This window comes from Thalassospira profundimaris (assembly GCF_003326675.1).
GTDB lineage: Bacteria > Pseudomonadota > Alphaproteobacteria > Rhodospirillales > Thalassospiraceae > Thalassospira > Thalassospira aquimaris.
Genome location: NZ_JPWF01000004.1, coordinates 223,842 through 240,929 on the forward strand (window position 1 = coordinate 223,842; position 17,088 = coordinate 240,929).

14 protein-coding genes are annotated in these 17,088 nt (G+C 52.4%); 11 read left to right on the forward strand and 3 right to left on the reverse strand.

Going from position 1 to position 17,088, the window contains the following annotated elements:
* Nucleotides 1-73: 73 nt before the first annotated feature.
* Nucleotides 74-286, reverse strand: a complete 213-nt coding sequence (locus TH19_RS23025; RefSeq protein WP_258547872.1) for a hypothetical protein — start codon at nucleotides 284-286, stop codon at nucleotides 74-76.
* Here TH19_RS23025 and TH19_RS07615 point away from each other — a divergent pair.
* Genes TH19_RS07615 through TH19_RS07650 form a run of 8 tightly spaced genes read left to right on the forward strand, consistent with a single transcriptional unit; the run spans nucleotide 215 to nucleotide 8,113 of the window.
* Nucleotides 215-1,255 carry a glycosyltransferase family 4 protein gene (locus TH19_RS07615; RefSeq protein ID WP_258547870.1) on the forward strand — a complete coding sequence of 347 codons (1,041 nt, stop codon included), beginning with the start codon at nucleotides 215-217 and terminating at the stop codon, nucleotides 1,253-1,255. The two genes, TH19_RS23025 and TH19_RS07615, sit on opposite strands and share 72 nt — an antisense overlap.
* A complete protein-coding gene (locus TH19_RS07620; protein WP_114101736.1) occupies nucleotides 1,246-2,457 on the forward strand; it encodes a glycosyltransferase family 4 protein in 1,212 nt (403 codons plus the stop codon). Before TH19_RS07615 ends, TH19_RS07620 begins: the two co-directional genes overlap by 10 nt.
* Nucleotides 2,450-3,601, forward strand: a complete 1,152-nt coding sequence (locus tag TH19_RS07625; protein ID WP_114101737.1) for an MATE family efflux transporter — start codon at nucleotides 2,450-2,452, stop codon at nucleotides 3,599-3,601. Before TH19_RS07620 ends, TH19_RS07625 begins: the two co-directional genes overlap by 8 nt.
* The gene (locus TH19_RS07630) at nucleotides 3,598-4,341 is read left to right on the forward strand and encodes a hypothetical protein (protein WP_114101738.1); all 744 of its coding nucleotides are present in this window, start codon (nucleotides 3,598-3,600) and stop codon (nucleotides 4,339-4,341) included. The genes TH19_RS07625 and TH19_RS07630 overlap by 4 nt, the downstream gene beginning before the upstream one ends.
* Nucleotides 4,326-5,840 (forward strand): hypothetical protein, encoded by a 1,515-nt coding sequence (locus TH19_RS07635; RefSeq protein ID WP_114101739.1) that lies wholly within the window; start codon nucleotides 4,326-4,328, stop codon nucleotides 5,838-5,840. The genes TH19_RS07630 and TH19_RS07635 overlap by 16 nt, the downstream gene beginning before the upstream one ends.
* A complete protein-coding gene (locus TH19_RS07640) occupies nucleotides 5,833-6,585 on the forward strand; it encodes a glycosyltransferase (RefSeq protein WP_114101740.1) in 753 nt (250 codons plus the stop codon). The genes TH19_RS07635 and TH19_RS07640 overlap by 8 nt, the downstream gene beginning before the upstream one ends.
* The gene (locus TH19_RS07645; protein WP_114101741.1) at nucleotides 6,582-7,691 is read left to right on the forward strand and encodes a glycosyltransferase family 4 protein; all 1,110 of its coding nucleotides are present in this window, start codon (nucleotides 6,582-6,584) and stop codon (nucleotides 7,689-7,691) included. The genes TH19_RS07640 and TH19_RS07645 overlap by 4 nt, the downstream gene beginning before the upstream one ends.
* Before the next feature lie 47 nt (nucleotides 7,692-7,738).
* Nucleotides 7,739-8,113, forward strand: coding sequence for an MmcQ/YjbR family DNA-binding protein (locus TH19_RS07650; protein WP_114101742.1), 375 nt, complete (start codon nucleotides 7,739-7,741; stop codon nucleotides 8,111-8,113).
* A gap of 22 nt (nucleotides 8,114-8,135) precedes the next feature.
* Here TH19_RS07650 and TH19_RS07655 read toward each other — a convergent pair whose 3' ends face one another.
* Together TH19_RS07655 and TH19_RS07660 are read right to left on the reverse strand one after the other, a co-directional pair.
* Nucleotides 8,136-9,425, reverse strand: a complete 1,290-nt coding sequence (locus TH19_RS07655; protein WP_114101743.1) for a nucleotide sugar dehydrogenase — start codon at nucleotides 9,423-9,425, stop codon at nucleotides 8,136-8,138.
* A 132-nt stretch (nucleotides 9,426-9,557) separates the two neighbouring features.
* Nucleotides 9,558-12,560, reverse strand: coding sequence for a leucine--tRNA ligase (locus TH19_RS07660; RefSeq protein WP_114101744.1), 3,003 nt, complete (start codon nucleotides 12,558-12,560; stop codon nucleotides 9,558-9,560).
* Between the two features lie 459 nt (nucleotides 12,561-13,019).
* Here TH19_RS07660 and TH19_RS07665 point away from each other — a divergent pair, with 459 nt between their 5' ends.
* The 3 genes from TH19_RS07665 (at nucleotide 13,020) to TH19_RS07675 (ending at nucleotide 17,077) form a co-directional block, all read left to right on the forward strand.
* Nucleotides 13,020-13,706 (forward strand): DUF5610 domain-containing protein, encoded by a 687-nt coding sequence (locus TH19_RS07665; RefSeq protein WP_114101745.1) that lies wholly within the window; start codon nucleotides 13,020-13,022, stop codon nucleotides 13,704-13,706.
* 301 nt (nucleotides 13,707-14,007) lie between these two features.
* Nucleotides 14,008-15,093, forward strand: coding sequence for a DNA cytosine methyltransferase (locus TH19_RS07670; RefSeq protein WP_220151705.1), 1,086 nt, complete (start codon nucleotides 14,008-14,010; stop codon nucleotides 15,091-15,093).
* The gene (locus TH19_RS07675) at nucleotides 15,077-17,077 is read left to right on the forward strand and encodes an ATP-binding protein (protein WP_114101746.1); all 2,001 of its coding nucleotides are present in this window, start codon (nucleotides 15,077-15,079) and stop codon (nucleotides 17,075-17,077) included. The genes TH19_RS07670 and TH19_RS07675 overlap by 17 nt, the downstream gene beginning before the upstream one ends.
* Nucleotides 17,078-17,088: the final 11 nt, after the last annotated feature.

The window sequence follows — 17,088 nt, forward strand, 5'->3', positions numbered from 1 at the left end:
CAGATTTTTTTTGTGTGCCCTTCGATACTTATGCCGATGAACCCTTGTTTATATCATTGATGAAAAAGATAACTTATGATTGATTAAACAGCAACAACAGCATCCCGTGGTGATTAGTCCGGTGAAAGTAGCGTTGCTGACCAATATTGTTGCGCCATACAGGTTTGGCAGTTACTGCGCCCTGCACCACCACGCGAAACAAGCTGGCGGCGGCTTGTCCGTCCTTTGCACCAATCAGGCCGAACCGCAACGCAATTGGCCAGTTCGCAAAGGCCCGTTTGCGCAAATCCAAATTCGCGGGTTGAATGTGTATCTCGGTGAAAACCGCAATCTGACTTTTCCGATTGGCGTCACCAAGGCATTACACAAATTGCAACCCGATATCCTGATCCTTGTCGGATTTGGCCTGGCGCAATGGCGCGCACAGAAGTGGGCGTCACGGTCGGGCATTCCCGTTATTTTGCAATTTGATGGATGGTCCGGTTCTGATGCCCTTTATGGCAACCCTGTCCGCCGCTATATGCGTCGTCAAATGGTGGATAACGCAGATGGCTGCATTGCCGCCAGCACACATGGCAGGGACTGGTTTTCTGCCTTTGGCGTAGCGCGGGAAAACATCTTTATCTCCCCCATCCCCACGTCCTTTGACACGGGGAAAATTCCGACAGGTGTTGCAAAGCGCAGTTTTTCCGAACGCCCTTTTGATCTGATGTGGTGTGGACGTACCACCAGCAGCAAAGGGTTTGATACATTTATTGAAATCGCCGCCGAACTGGTTCGCGCAAACACCATATCCAAAATCGCTATCATTGGATGCACCGATCTAGCAGCAATCAGTGACCGTCTTGAACGCGGCGGCCTTTTGAACATAACCGAACTTCGCGGGCAACTGCCCACGGACCAGCTTCCTGCCCATCTGTCCAAGGCAAAACTCTGCCTGTTTCCAAGCCATAATGATGCCTATGGCCTTGGCGTGATCGAGGCGATTGCCTGTGGCGCGGTGGCACTTTCCACTGATGCAGTTGGGTGCGCCCCGGATATTCTTGATCCGGAAGAAATTCTTTCGCCACACCAGCCCACAGTTTGGACCAATGCGTGCTCCCGTCTCCTGAACAACGCAGATCTTTGGCAGAAAACCCGGCAAAGACAGGCCAGTTGTATCAAACACAACACAGCCCAACATCACGCATCGACATTATGGCATGCCATTTGTCAGACCATGGCCAAGCAACAAAGCCTTTGCCAATGGAACTGATCAACCCGATACCGCTCAAATCAGAAACCGGGCCATCTGTCTGGATGGTTAGTCGGGTCGATCAAGCTGCCATTTTGGCAGCCCACCTAGCCAACCAAAACAGATTGGTGCGCTGGGACAGTTTCTGGCGGCATGACGGGCACGGGTATTTCTCCCCGCCATCGCGCAAAACCGATCCGATGCTTACGCCCATTCCCGGTCGGCATTTGCTTCCCGATCTTCTGGGACAAGCAGCCAAAAAGCTGCGCCTTCCCGCCGGGAACCTTTATTCCGACATACCGCTTTCACTTCTGGCGTCGTTGCGCATCCCCAAGGCCGATATTTTTCACGGACAGGGCAATTACAGCCTTCCCGCCATGCGCCGCGCCAAGGCCCGCGGGATGATCACCATTGCGGATATCACCGGCCAACTTGCCCCAACCCGTTACCAGCAATTAGCGGCCGAATATCATGCACATGGCCGCAGCTATCACGAGATTTCCGAATTTCTCGCCCGTCGCCGCATGTCCGAGGCCCGCTTTGCCGATGCGGTCCTTGCCCCGTCAGAGACCGTTGCCTGTGGACTGCAAGATTGCGGAATTTCAGAAAGAAACATCTTCCTTGTTCCGTTCCTTTCCCCGCTTTGCGGATCATTGTTAAACCGGCCCCGACCACCGCGGCACGAAACAGTCATTCGCATCCTTTATGTTGGCAATCTGTCTTTGGCCAAGGGGATCGCGCACCTGCTCGCTGCATGGGATATGGTACGACGCCAATATCGTCTGCGAGCGTCGCTGACCCTGGTCGGGCGCGCCCAGCCATGCGCCAAGGCATTGCTTGAAAACCTGCCGGACGGGTGCGAATGGCTGGGCGCTTTGCCGCAAAACGAAGTTGCCGACCGGATGCTGTCAGCCGACATTTTCGTCTTTCCCAGCCTGTCAGAAGGAAGCAGCCTTGCCGTGATGGAGGCCATGGCAGCGGGTTGCGCCATCGTCACAACCTTTGATGCCGGAAGCCCGGTCATAAACCACCTAAACGGCTTTATCATCCCGCCACGCGACGCGGGTGCGATCACCACCGCCCTGTCGGTCTTGATCGAAAATCCGGCCATGCGCAAAAGTCTTTCGCAGTCGGCACGTGATCAGATCAATCACGATCTTCAAACCGGATATGGCAATCGGGTCGATGCGGCTTACGAAACGGTATTGTCCCGTCATGGATAAGGTCATCCCGATCCTGACCGCCAACCTGTTTCCGCTTTGGATGATCACGGCCAACCTGATTGCGCGGTTGGGCGGCATGATTATTCTGTTACTGATCGGTCATGCTTTTGCTCCGGATATCCTTGGTAGTTACTTTTTGATATTGGCAATGGTCGGTCTCGCAGTCACAGCCACCCAGGCCGGAACAGGCCCGCTTCTGGTCCGTCTGGTTCAAACCGGGTCGACGATCAAGGTTATTTTGACTGTCATCGTCCGGCTTCTGATTGCACTCGTGGCCATCATGCTCCTTGCAACCCGGCGCGAATTTGACGCTACAATGCATTGGCCGTTTCTGATCATGCCGGTTGCTGCAGCGCTGTCACCAGACTGGGTGATTTCCGCCAGAACCGAGTTTCCCCGCCTTGGTCTGATCACCGTCATCGCCCAACTGGCGGGTATCGGAATGGCACTTTTGGCAGTGGCGACGAACAACAATGCCATCCTGTTTGCTATTACGCCGATGATCTCGGTCGGGGCATTTATCGCAGCCATTTGCTTTGCGATGCGGTCGCAAATCTCCCGGCAATCATTCATCGCGTCACAAGAACTTGGTTGCAAACAAACAATTGGCCTGATCGGCTTTACCTTATTGGCCGGTTTTCTACCCAATCTTGATTTTGTTTTGTTGGGTAATGGGGACGATACCCTGTTTCTGGCCCAACGCGTTTTTCTGTTCTGTGCCGGATTGATTACCGCAATTTCCGCTACTCTGTTTGCCAAACAACAGTCGGGACTGGTCCGCGAATTCTGGCTGTTTGCGCCAATGATCTGCGTGACTGCAACCCTTCTGATTTTTCCGGTTCAGGTGGCGCATCTGATTTACGCAACACCAGACTCCGGCCTTATTTCCATATTGCGAAGCGGTGCGTTCTGGCCGCTTCTGTTGGCAGTCATCGCCCGTCAATGCCTTGTCCTTCAGGAAACCGGGCACGCAATCTGGCTGGGCTGGTTGCTTTTGATCGCCCTGCTCGCCTCATCCACCCTTATCCCTGAACCATTGGAGACTTTCGACGTGATCATGGCGGCGCAGATGCGCCTTGCACTGATCAGCCTGATACTGGCAGGAAGCCAAATTTGGCTGGTGCGCAAAGGCGCGTATCCATGACCAAACTCGACACCACGATTAAGCACAACCGCCTGATCATCGGCCAGTTTGGCGATATCTTCTTTGCCAATTGGGGTTTTGAATGTTCAGACCGGCATTCCTTCGTCACCCTGACTGACACGCCGCGCAATGCTTCGGCAAAAAATGGCATCTGGCACTTGGCGGGCGGACGGTTGAAGATTGACCTTCAGACCGTGCAAACCGCCCCCGATCAACTTGCGATCCGCGCCCGCTTTACCGCCCTTGACCCTATCACCCTTCAGGATGCTGTGATCCGCTTGGTCTTTAATAAAGATGGCATCGAGCATGGCATCATTGCTGGTCAAACATTTCGTCATACCAACAGCGACAAATACCGGCTTCACCCGGTCAAGCAGGCCGAGCTGGTCAGCCACTCCGGCCATCGGGCCGTTATCAGCCTGACAAGATGTGACGGTGCCGGACGCTTTGCTCCTTATCTTTATCTGCGGGATCGCGATGATCACTGGATCATTCATGCCCGTTTATTGCCAATGGATCGGGTTGATCGTGTTTGGATGCGCTGGGCCAACCGGCTTTTCACGCTTTCCGCGCCAGACGGCTTGGCCAGATGGCTTTGGAACATTGGCCCCGCACGGCGTACGCTATGGCGCCTTCGCGAACGGCTGGGTCGACATTGCCCGGAAATTCAGGCCGTCCCGCTTAACAGGATTGAACCCGGTCAATCCCTGTCGCTGGAGGTCACATGTCACTTCCATTAACCGACAATATCTTTGCCACAAGATGCCAACGATTGGCACGGTCCATCGCAGATGATTTGTCCACCCGACAATGTCAGGAGGGTAATTTCCCCCTACCGGAATTCTACGCCAAGGCCTTTGCCTGCGCACTTTGGTCCAGGCTTGATCGCAAAGATTACAGCGACAATATCGAACGCGCACTCAACGCCCTTCGCATGGAAATCCCCGACCGAACCTATCACCGCGAATTCATCGACTATGCCCTGCATGCGATACCGGAACTTTCCGAACCTGAACGGAGCAGCATCCTTAAAAGTACCAAGAACCAAAGCCCGGATGTCGCGAACTGGCAAATCCTGCAACGGATTAATCGAAAGACAAAATCCGCATCGAGGTTCAATCGCCTCGTTGACACTTTGCATCAAGCATTCATACGGTTTCGCTACTGGCGTGACCCGATTTTTCTGGATCGCCCCGGCTGTTTTTCCGCCCAGTATCATGCTTTTTGCGCCGCATTGCTTTCGCAAAACCCGCGCAAGGCTGACCAGGAAATCGCACAGAACGCCACCCAACTGATTGCCAAAATGACCGGGTCGCACGGATACGCCAATTTGTTGGGCCGCGGAGCCGGGCAAAGCTTCGGCGCTGTTTGTGCGCTTTATCTCCTGGTCAAATATGGCTTTCATATACAGGCTGATGCCATTTTAAGCCGCATTGAAGAGACCATACAAAGGGCTGGAACCCTGCCGCTCAATCTACTTTCGCCCGGTCCTCTGCCCAATAATCCCGGTCCGGCAAATCCGGCGACACCCGGATGGTATAGCTATAACCGCCATGATGATTACCTTGCCTTTGCCGGGTTCTGGTTGCTGCGCATATCAGAGCTCCCGGTTGCCGCGGCCGCACATCCGCAACCGCAACCGCAACCGTCCAGTTCCCCGATGATTTTCCTGAAATCATCCCCGCATTATGACGCCCAAATGGTACTGAAAGGTGCGCGATCCTTTGATATTTCCCCGTCTCCGGTTGTCGTCTCGGGGCACGGGCCAAAGGCAAGACTGCTTTTGCCGCCCACCGGCGGCGAACAGGACCAACAAAGCCTGTATGGACCCGCATCCATCCCGCTTCCTGCAATGCCTGACGGACAGGTCGCGAAGTTTCAATCTGCAACTCGACTTGCAAACAACCGGGTTGAAATCACTTTCTCGCTGGCTGGAAAGAAAGGTCGGCGCATCATCCAGTTTGACGACAACCGGATCACCATTCAGGACATATGCGAAGGCGCATCACCTGAAAAACCCGACATGCTGCGCCTGCTGATTGACCACCGTTTGATGTTAACGCGTCTATCCGAATGTGAACTGATTATCGAAGAACCGGGTATCAGACTGTGTTGCGACCAAGTGATCAGCATCGACAATAAGGATGCTTTTACTGCCGCCGGTGCAGCACAGCGCATCACAGTAAAAAACACAGATCAGGCAACCCTTTCCATAAGCTGGGAGAACGCGCATGTCTGATGCGATGACCGTGATCACAACAGTTTACAACGGCCAACGTTTTCTTTCCGCTTACGCCGAGAACCTTGTCCAAACCTTGCGTCCGCAAGATCGCGCAATCCTCGTCGATGATGGTTCGGATCATCAGGTGTCATTTTCCGAAACATTGCGTAACGACCAACGTTTCAAACTGATAACCGCGAACCGGATCGGACGCGGTGCCGCCCTTAATCTGGCAATTGAAAACGCGCAAACAGATTTGATCGCCGTACAGGATATTGATGACCAGTCCCTGCCAAACAGGTTGGCAATTCAGGCTAAATTTCTTGGCGCACATCCCGGCGCACTTGTATTTGCAAACGCAACTTCAGACGCGCACAGGCTTGGAAAATCGCGACCGCGCCGTATCGCGCCCTCGCGGCTTTATCTTGGCAATCCGCTTCATCATTCATCACTGGCCTTTCACCGAAACGTCTGGGAGCAGGCCAGCGGATATGCGACCGATCTTCCATGCTGCATTGATCTCGATTTCTATCTGCGTGCAAGCTGCAAGGCTGGCGCGGCCCTTTGGCAGCTTGGCATTCCATTGATTGCCCGGAATCTTGATCCGTCGAGACGCTATTTTGCATCTATCCCGTCCCCGGCCTATCACGCGACCCTGCAAACCGTGCTTGATCACTATCGCAACAAGGTTCCTGTCTCACACTGGACGGTTCTTGCGGTGATGCGTCGGAAACTTGTGCACCTGAAAGGCCCGCGGGCATGAGCAAACGAAGCCGTGTAATCGCAATGGTTCAGTTGCCGCCTCCGATGCACGGGGCCGCGAAAATGAACCTTCATGCGATAGCTGCCTTGGCCAAGGCTTTTGATCTGCATGTCATTGAAATGCGTTTTGCACGCAACCTTGCCGACATCACCCGACCAACGATTAAAAAGCTCCTGATTGCCCTGTTGCTCGCAGTGCGGCTTTGTTTTGCACTGCCGCGCAGTCAGGCCCTTTACATCAGTTTTGCCCCCTGCGGTGCAGCCTATTACCGCGATTGCCTTTATGTCTTGCTGGCCAAACTGTTTCGCGTTCCGGCCATCCTGCATCTTCACGGACGGGGCCTGCCTTTGATGCGGCGATCCCCCGTCAAGTTCTGGCTTCAGAAACGGGTCTTTGCCAAGCAGACTGTCGTACTACTTGGCGAGATATTGCGTCCCGAAATCACAGGCCTTGATTGCAACGTGGTCATCATTGCCAATTGCCTTGATGAAGATGCTTTTGCCGCGCCGATAAACCCGGATTGGCAACCGGAAACGCCCCTTCGCATTTTGTGGTTGTCAAACCTGTTTCGTGCCAAGGGTCTCGAGACACTGCTTGCAGCCTGCCAGCGCCTGAAGGATTTGGGCTTTGCGTTTGATCTGACCATTGCCGGAGCAGAGGGCGACATCCGCAAAGCAGAGCTTGAAGCGCTGATAACGGGATACGGCATTAACAGCAACACCCGCTATATCGGCGCTGTTCGGGCAGAAGATCGCCGCAAATTGTTTGATCAGTCTGATCTGTTTGTCTTCCCGACCAATTACACCAACGAGGCCCAGCCGCTTGTCGTCCTGGAAGCCATGGCCGCGGGCGTTCCGGTCATAACAACCAGCATCGCCACCCTGCCGGAATTTGTGTTGCCGGATCAAACCGGCTGGTTATGCCCGCCCAATGATCCTGACAAACTTGCCCTCACCATGATCGAAGCAACCCGCCATCCGGCAAACACCAACAAGCTCAGACATCAGGCGCGATTGATGTGCGAAACGCGCTTTGCTCACGCACGTTTTACTGATGAGATCGGCAAGACAGTGTCGGCAGTCTTGACGCAATCCTCTTCACAATAGATCGGAAGCAAACCACAATGCCCGCCCGAGGAACTGGAAAAGCTGCAATGACCCGCGAAGAATTCAACGCCTTTTGCAAGTCCCTGCCCCACACCACCCATGTGGTTCAATGGGGTGGTGCCGATGTCTGGAAAGTTGGCGGCAAGGTATTTGCCATTGCAGGTTGGACTAGTAACGACACACTCGGCGTTACCTTCAAAACATCCGAGATCGGCTATGAGGTATTAAAGGAAATGCCGGGCCTGCGCCCTGCCCCCTATCTGGCGTCACGCGGAATGAAATGGATCCAGCATTTTGACGCACCGGGTCTTGGCGATACTGATCTATGCGATCATATAAAAAGCTCGCACCGCATTGTCGCCAAAGGTTTGACGAAGAAAATGCAGCGCGAGCTTGATCTTTATCAGGATGAATCTGACTAAAGCATGTGGCCTTAAATCTGGCTTACAGACGCCAGAGGTCAATACCGGCCGGAACCGCGTCACGCGGCAGAACCGCCCGCACATCGGCAACAAAGCCCTTGCCGTCTTTCAGAAGACCCGAAACCAGCGGCCAGCCCTTGGCAATATATTCCTTGTGTCCGACCGCAAGAATAAGTGCATCTGCCGGTTTCAGATCATCATCACAGCACAGTTTCAAACCGTCAAACTCGTGGGTGACTTCCTCGGCGTCGGCATGAACATCATGAACCTGAACATTGATGCCCGCATCTTCAAGCGACCGGATGATATCAATGACGCGGGTATTGCGGATATCAGGAACATCTTCCTTAAAGGTCAGGCCAAGGACGGTCACGGTCGGGTTCTTGGTTGCGCCGTCGCGAAGAAGGGCCCGGATCACCTTGTTGGCAACAACCTCGCCCATGCCATCATTCACCCGACGACCGGCCAGAACCACCTGAGGATAATAGCCCAGCTCTTCGGACTTGTGGGTCAGGTAATAGGGATCGACACCGATGCAGTGACCGCCAACCAGACCCGGGGTGAATTTCAGGAAGTTCCACTTGGTCCCGGCGGCTTCAAGCACATCACGGGTATCAATGCCCGCACGATCAAAGATCAGAGAAAGCTCGTTCATCAGCGCTATATTCAAATCGCGCTGGGTATTTTCAATCACTTTGGCGGCTTCGGCGGCCTTGATGGTCGGCGCCTTGTGAATGCCTGCGGTGACGACGCTGCCATAAACCTCGGCAACGATATCAAGGGTGGCTTGATCCTGACCCGAGACCACCTTGGTGATCGTGGTAAAGCGGTGTTCGCGATCACCCGGATTGATACGTTCGGGTGAATAACCGACCGTGAAATCGGTCCCGGCCTTAAGGCCCGAAAGCGCTTCAAGGATCGGAACGCATTCTTCTTCGGTCGCCCCGGGATAGACCGTGCTTTCATAAACCACGATGTCACCCTTTTTCAGGATGGCACCAACAGTTTTCGATGCCGAACGCAATGGCGAAAGGTCCGGGCGATTTGAACTGTCAATCGGGGTCGGCACGGTAACGATGTGGAAATCAGCTTCGCGCAAGTCCTGCGGATCAGCACTCAGCAGCAAATCAGCCGCCGCGAGTTCATGATCGTCAACTTCGCCGGTTGCATCGTGACCAGCTTTGAGCTGCGCAATACGGGCCTTGTTAATGTCAAAGGCAACCGTGCGCCCGATTGTCGTCCCGAATGCAACCGCAACCGGCAAACCGACATAGCCCAAACCAATAACAGAAATCTTGCGACCGTGGCTCATTACTCAACCCTTAAAAGATATGCTTGTCTGACTTCTAGCCAGCACTTTCTCAACCGTCAATAATCGAGATCAAAAACAAACAGGGCACTTTGATACAAAGTGCCCTGTCTTCAAAGTTACAGTCGTAGGGACCTAACCCTTCACAACAATATTGACCAGCTTCGGCGTCGGCTTGGCGATATAGATCACCTTGACGATCTCTTTGCCCTCAATATGGCGGGCAACGTTTTCGTCTGCCTTTGCAAGGGCTTCGACCGTTGCCTGATCGGCATCCGCCGCCACCATCACAGAACCACGCTTCTTGCCATTGACCTGAACCGGGACTTCGAACTCGTCATCCTGTGCCTTGTCGGCATCGAAGACCGGCCAGTCAAACTTGATCACCGATTTCTTGGCACCGAATTCATCGGCTGCCATGCGGCTCATAAGTTCTTCACCCAGATGCGGTGCAAACGGTGCAACCATAAGCGCGAGCGCCTTGGCATGATCATCATGAACCGCATTCTGTCTGGTCAACGCATTGGTCAGTTCGATCAATGCCGCAATCGCCGTATTAAGGCGCAGATCGGCAATATCGCCGGTCACCTTGGCAATGGTCTTGTGCACAAGCGTTTCGATCTTGCCATCAACCGCGTCCGTGCGTTCCATCTGGGTTGTGACTTTCCAGACATTCGACAGGAAACGCATCATGCCGATGATCGCATCGGACTGCCAGGGCTTGGAACTGTCAAGCGGGCCCATATACATCTCGTACGTTCTGAACGTATCGATGGTGTAAAGGTCGCAGATTTCCTCAGGCGGGATACCGTTTTTGTAACGCTTGCCCATCTTGCCCGGAACCGTGGTCAGGGCTTCGTCGGTTTTGGCGTTGAACGGTGCCTTTTTGCCGTCGACATCGCGCATTTCAACATCATGGATGTCGACATAAACGCCACGTGCATCGGTATAGGCATCGGCCGTGATCATGCCCTGGTTAAACAGTTTCTGGAACGGCTCGGGCGTGCTGACATAGCCAAGATCAAACAGAACCTTGTGCCAGAAGCGCGAATACAGAAGGTGAAGAACCGCGTGTTCCGCCCCGCCGACATAAAGATCAACTGCGCCCGGAAGCGCCTTGCCATCCTTATCGGTGCTGTTTGCCCAATAGGCCGCCGCATCGTCGGATGCAAATTTCGCATCATTCTTGGCATCAAAATAGCGCAGGTAATACCAGCACGATCCCGCCCAGTTCGGCATGGAATTGGCATCACGTTTGAACGCGCGTACTTCATATTCCGCACCGTCATGGCCGTAGGTCGAACCAACCGCGGCATCAACCGGGAAAACCGATCCGTCCGCAAGGACAATACCGGTGACTTCCATCCATTCCTTGGCACGTGCCAATGGCGGCTCCGGCTCGGAATTCGGGTCTTCGTTCGATTGCGGTTTGAAGTCAGTCATTTCCGGCAAAACAACCGGAAGGGCCGCCTGCGCAATACCATGAACCTGATCGGTTTCCGCATCAAACAGAACCGGGAACGGCTCGCCCCAATAACGCTGACGCGAGAACAGCCAGTCACGCAGTTTATACTGCACACGACCGCGCCCAATGCCTTTGCCTTCCATCCATTCGATGATTTTGGCCTTGGCATCCGGGGTCGAAAGACCATTGATCGAAATTTCGTCATTGGCGGAATTGATGGTCTCGCCAATTTCGGTCTGAGCCAGCTTGAAGCTGCCCGGCTCTGCTTCATAACGCGCAAACAAAGCAGTCCCGTCCAATTCACCAGCTTCCGCCGGTGCATTGTCTTTCAACCAGTTCTCGGACGGCTTGGTGGTTGCCTTGATCGGCAGGCCGAATTTATGGGCAAATTCAAAGTCGCGCTGATCACCGGCCGGAACCGCCATGATCGCGCCGGTCCCATAGCCCATAAGGACATAATCGGCAATCCAGACCGGGATTTGTTCGCCGGTTACCGGGTTGGTCGCATGGGCACCAATGAACACACCGGTCTTTTCGCGTTCCGCATCATCCTTGGCCGACACGGCCTTAAGCTCGGACGCCTGTGCGCGATATGCGGCAATATCGGCTTTTTTATCATCGGAACACAGCTTGTCCACCAGCGGATGTTCCGGTGCCAGAACCATATAGGTCGCGCCGAAAATCGTATCGGGGCGGGTGGTGTAAACCGCGATCTTGTCGTCGGAACCGTTCGAAAGCTTGACCGGGAAATTAACGCGCGCGCCAACAGAACGGCCAATCCAGCCCTTCTGCATTTCAACAACGCCGTTCGGCCAGTCAAGACCTTCAAGATCGGCAACCAGACGGTCGGCATAATCGGTAATGCGCAGCATCCACTGTTTCAGCGGGCGCTTGTAAACCGGGTAATCACCGCGTTCGGACTTGCCTTCGTTGGTGACTTCCTCGTTCGACAGAACCGTACCCAGCATCGGGCACCAGTTGACCGGAACTTCATCGACATAGGCCAGACGCCCGCGATCAATCGCACGGTCGATTTCCTTGCCTTCGGCCTTAACACCTTCGCCAATCACGGCTTTGGGCTGCGGCACGCCATCTTCGTCAAGCAACCATTCACCGCTTTCCAGAAGCGGGCGCAGCTCGGCAATCGGGCGCGCACGGCCGGAAATGGTCTGCCCCTGCGGGCCTTTCCATTCGATGGTCGGGTCATAGAAGCTGTTGAAAAGCTGAAGGAAAATCCACTGCGTCCATTTGTAATAATCAACATCGGTGGTCGCAAAGCGACGATGCGGATCATGGCCAAGGCCGATCACCTGCAACTGGCGCAGCATGTTTTCAATATTGGCTTCGGTGGTGATGCGCGGGTGCTGGCCGGTCTGGATCGCGAACTGTTCCGCCGGAAGGCCAAAGGCATCAAAGCCCATGGAATGCAGAACATTATAGCCGCGCATACGCTCGAACCGGGCCTTTACATCGGTCGCGATATAGCCAAGCGGATGACCGATATGCAGGCCAACGCCACTTGGATAAGGGAACATATCAAGGATGACGCTTTTCTTTTTGGACGCGTCAAAATCTGCATCGCCCGGATTTGGGGTACGATAGGTATCGTTTTCCCGCCAGTAATCCTGCCAGCGCTTTTCAAATTCCCGCGCACTTTCCTGATAGTTCGCCACGCTCTCTCAACTCCTGCCTGTCGGGCCCCGTTTGCTGGCATCGGGCACCGGTTCAAAACCGCGCCCGCCATATCAAATCGGGTTCAAAAATAATACCGGGCTTAAAACGCATTCACATTACCGCCCGCCCCTTACCGGCGGCAGTGATATGAATGAATTTGGACCCTTAACAGTGTTCATAAGCGGGCTTTGCCCGGCGTGCAACATCAGATCGTCTGGAATCAGCGGAAATACAGACGATTTTCGCAATGCTGCCCCCACTTTTTGCAAGGCGGCATTGCACCCGCATCAACCGAAACTTGTGCAACAGGACTGGATTTTTCACCCGTCCCGTGCCATATTAGGGGATGATATTTACCAAGTAACTGTTCGCACAGGAAATTGCCGTGCGGCCTTTGCTTGGAAAAAGTGTTGATTGACAGCACAGCTCTCAAAAGTTCTCGTCCAGGGAGGACGACTATGGATATCACCATTGGCGGCCTGACGTCCCAGCAAACCGGCGCTCAATCTGGTAGTTCTGTGCGCTCGGCCCAGTCCTATTTGCCCGGTCAGAGTGACTCTGAAAAAACCGGCAATAACGGCACGTCGGCCTTTGCTGCGGCAACGTCTGTTTCCCTGTCTTCCGCGTCGGCCAACCGCCTGACCGCGGATCAGGTTGTTTCCGCAATTAATGAAAGCCTGTCGTCGACCGGCATTTCAATCGGCAATGTCGATCCGGGCGACTATACGCCCGAGGCCGTGGCAGACCGTATTCTTGCCCGCGTTGGCGATCTGATTGCCGCCAATGCCGGCTCGGAATCCGAAGCCCGCGAGATTTTCGACAAGGCCAGCGAAGGCATCCAGAAGGGTCTTGATGACGCCCGCGAATTCCTTGAAGGCCTTGGTGCCCTCAATGAACAGATCAATGGCAATATCAACGAGACCGAAGAACGCCTGAACGAAGGCCTGAAATCGATCGAACAGCGCCTGACCGAACTGTTTAACAGCAGCGCATCCGAAGAAGCCGCCGAAACGGCAACCGCACCGGATCGCGATGAACAGGTCCTGCAATCGCAGATCACCCAAACCGCACAGGCCAGCCAAGCTTACGCCGAAGCCGCAACCAGCGCACAGCGCAACACACCGCGCTACGGCACCTTGGGATAACCCTCCAAACATCTCGTTCACACAAAAAAACCGGCTCCCTTGGTGCCGGTTTTTTTTGTGTATTGGACGTGACCGAACAATGTTTAATTCACTCACGAAAGTTAAAGCTTTTTGCCTGACTTGTTCGCCCTCTGCCAGTAGAATACCTCAAGCAACTTGCGCACAGGAACTCTCCCACTTAAAAGCCTGTGTGTGGAGCAATGCTTATTGAAAATGAGACGGATCCGCATAATACAATTTTAGATTGTACAGCGTAGATACATCAGTTAAGCTCAACCTAGATTAGCGGAAATTTAATTTAATGGCGGCAAACACGAAAATGCTACAGAGCCCAACGGCATGTCCGCCTGTTCCGTATCAAACCAGCCAGCCGGAATTTGCCCTTCCTACGATTATTAGTCTGTTTTGCGGCGCCGGGGGATTAGACTACGGCTTCAAGCAAGCCGGCTTCAAAATCGCAGTCGCTTTCGACGCATTTGAAGCAGCGATCGAAACTCATAAACAAAATTTCCCTGAATGTAATGCGCAGGTGCAAGACTTCACGAAAGTTGCTCCGAAGGACATTGTTGCAGAGATAAAACGGACAATTCCATCACATGCCAGTGTTGCAATTATTGGAGGCCCTCCTTGCCAAGGTTTCTCGCGAGCAAACACCAAGTCTTCTGCAGATGACCCCAGAAACAAGTTAGCAAAAATTTACTTAAAGATAATCGACGAGATAAAAAAGAACTATAATGTTCATTTTGTATTACTTGAAAACGTACCTGGAATCAAAGATCAGAAACACAAAAAGAACTTTTCTTACATCGAAAATAAATTAAAGAGAATTGGTCGCGTAATTTTTAATGATATTCTAAATTCTTCTAAATTTGGCACACCTCAGAATCGTGAGAGAGTTTTACTGGTATCCGCGGATAAAGACCTGAAACTTAATAAGTTGAAACCTGAAGAGTCAAAGCAAATGTTTACCGTACGCGATGCAATATTTGGGCTACCAGAACCCACTTATTTTCATCGAAACGCGGATCCTAGAACTTTTGCAGAACATCCTAACCATTGGACGATGCAGCCCAAATCAAAGAAATTCACTCAATCCGCAGAAACTGCCTCAAACGGACGCAGTTTCCGGAAGCTCGATTGGGACAAACCAAGCCCAACGGTTGCCTATGGCAATAGAGAGATACATGTGCACCCTTCTGGTCATAGACGCCTTAGCATCTATGAAGCCATGCTTTTGCAAGGTTTCCCTGAGACCTTCAGGATTTCTGGGACGCTGTCGCAACAAGTTGAACAAGTGTCAAATGCTGTCCCCCCTCCTATGGCGAAGAGCGTCGCTATTGCACTGAGGACAACTTTATTGGAGCGCGATAATGCAAAACACACATGACGCTGCCCCCAATATAACAAAAGATCAACAGCTCGCGAACTCGATCCGGCAAAGCGTCAATGCTGAAAATTACGTTCAGACCACATTGCAAACCGATGAAAGGGTGATTGCCCGAGTAACGGATGGAATTTATAGACAACCAGGCTCTGCTTTGAGAGAGCTAATATCAAATGCTTATGATGCCGATGCGACAGAAGTAATCATCGACACGGATGCACCGCGTTTTCAGAGAATCACGATTTCAGATGACGGTCACGGAATGTCGCCTGAAGCTTTGGCTCATCTGATACATCATATCGGGGGTAGCGCTAAGCGAAGTCAGATCGGCAAAGAGTTAGGTGTCACATCTAATAGTGACCCGTTGCGGAGCCCAAAAGGTAGACGGTTAATTGGAAAGATTGGCATAGGCTTATTCTCTGTATCTCAGCTGTCTCAGAGTTTCCAAATAATCACAAAAATAAAAGACGATCCATTTAGAACAATTGCCACAGTAGTCTTAAAGCAATACTCCGATAGTGATACCAAGCCCAACGAAAATGGAGAGAATACATTTGAGTCCGGCAAGGTCACCATCTGGAGAGAGAGGGCAAATGATACAGCCACGCACGGAACATCAATCATCCTAACTAAGATCCGGAAACAAGCTATCGACACGTTGCGCAGCGCTGATATCTGGAATGCCGTAGATCAAGCTGAACAATCGGCAGACGAGGATAGCATTTCCGTCGATGCACCAAAATACCACATAGGACGCGTAAATTTTGGACAGAATGAAAACGAATTAGTAGGAACGAGCGACCTTAGCGGCGAGAAGAAGTTCGATCACTTACCTTGGGATCAGTCCGACACCCCCACCGAAGCATTCAAGAAGCTTGTCGAAGCGGCTTGGGACGAGATAGGTGTAACAACACCAAATCCCAAACTAGATAGAATTTTCGATTACTACTTGAACATGGTCTGGCAGTTAAGTTTGGCCGTGCCTCTACCTTATGTTGATGGACATCTATTCAGCCTCACCAAGGAAGAGACGTCCGGAAAGTACTACAGCTTGTCAAATCAACCGAAAGGACACGCATCCGAGCTTAGCGAGGAATCTACCTCCCCGGCGACGCAACTCGGGCTTACAGCTCACAAAGAGAGTTATGGTCACTTCAATGTTAGAATCGACGATCTTTCCCTTGCACGGCCCATCAAATACAGAGATTTGCCACAAACCCAAAACGCAATAACTCATCCCCTAATATTTATTGGCAAGTGCGACACTTACGCCTCACCACACCCCGCTGAAATCACTGGTGGGCCTTTAGCGTTTGAAGCCTACCTATTTTGGACTCCTAAAATTGCACCGGTTGACCACCAAGGAGCACTAATACGCATTCACGGCTCAAGTGGAACTTTGTTCGATTCAACATTCATGAAATACCAAGTTTCTGAACAAACTCGATTACGTCAAATCACTTGCGAGATCTTTGTTCACGATGGGCTGGACGGCGCTCTCAACATCGACAGAGAGTCATTTAACAATGCGCATCCGCATTACGTATTCATTACAAAATGGCTTCACAGCGCAATACGCCAGCTGGCAACCGCGCAAAAGAAATATGCGGCAAAGTTACGAGAGACAAACAGATACTCCAACCGTGAAGAATCTATCACCCAGATTCAACAGGTTGCTCAAAAAGCATGGCGACGCGAACATGATGACATGGTTTCCGCCCCCCCAACGGTAGCATTAACCGACGGTGACATTTTTGAAAGCAAAGTTAGAACAGATTCCTTTCGCTTTCCAAAGCAAGAAATCATTCAACCACGACCAAACAAACGAACCTTAAAAACTGCTCATCAAGAAAAAATTGAAGAAGAAAAAATAAAAGCGATAATTCAATTACTTGCATCTTACGGCTTGTTAGAGCAACTCCCAATTTCTAAGCAAAAAAGCCTTCTGCGAGAGATTCACGAGATCATGATCGCCGCAGAAAGCTAAAAGAAGGGAAC

Bases quoted from the DNA above. Each gene is read 5' to 3' on its own strand.
- TH19_RS07620 (WP_114101736.1), top strand. From the start codon at position 1,246: ATGGAACTGATCAACCCGATACCGCTCAAATCAGAAACCGGGCCATCT.
- TH19_RS07625 (WP_114101737.1), top strand. From the start codon at position 2,450: ATGGATAAGGTCATCCCGATCCTGACCGCCAACCTGTTTCCGCTTTGG.
- TH19_RS07630 (WP_114101738.1), top strand. From the start codon at position 3,598: ATGACCAAACTCGACACCACGATTAAGCACAACCGCCTGATCATCGGC.
- TH19_RS07635 (WP_114101739.1), top strand. From the start codon at position 4,326: ATGTCACTTCCATTAACCGACAATATCTTTGCCACAAGATGCCAACGA.
- TH19_RS07640 (WP_114101740.1), top strand. From the start codon at position 5,833: ATGTCTGATGCGATGACCGTGATCACAACAGTTTACAACGGCCAACGT.
- TH19_RS07645 (WP_114101741.1), top strand. From the start codon at position 6,582: ATGAGCAAACGAAGCCGTGTAATCGCAATGGTTCAGTTGCCGCCTCCG.
- TH19_RS07650 (WP_114101742.1), top strand. From the start codon at position 7,739: ATGACCCGCGAAGAATTCAACGCCTTTTGCAAGTCCCTGCCCCACACC.
- TH19_RS07655 (WP_114101743.1), bottom strand. From the start codon at position 9,425: ATGAGCCACGGTCGCAAGATTTCTGTTATTGGTTTGGGCTATGTCGGT.
- TH19_RS07665 (WP_114101745.1), top strand. From the start codon at position 13,020: ATGGATATCACCATTGGCGGCCTGACGTCCCAGCAAACCGGCGCTCAA.
- TH19_RS07670 (WP_220151705.1), top strand. From the start codon at position 14,008: ATGGCGGCAAACACGAAAATGCTACAGAGCCCAACGGCATGTCCGCCT.
- TH19_RS07675 (WP_114101746.1), top strand. From the start codon at position 15,077: ATGCAAAACACACATGACGCTGCCCCCAATATAACAAAAGATCAACAG.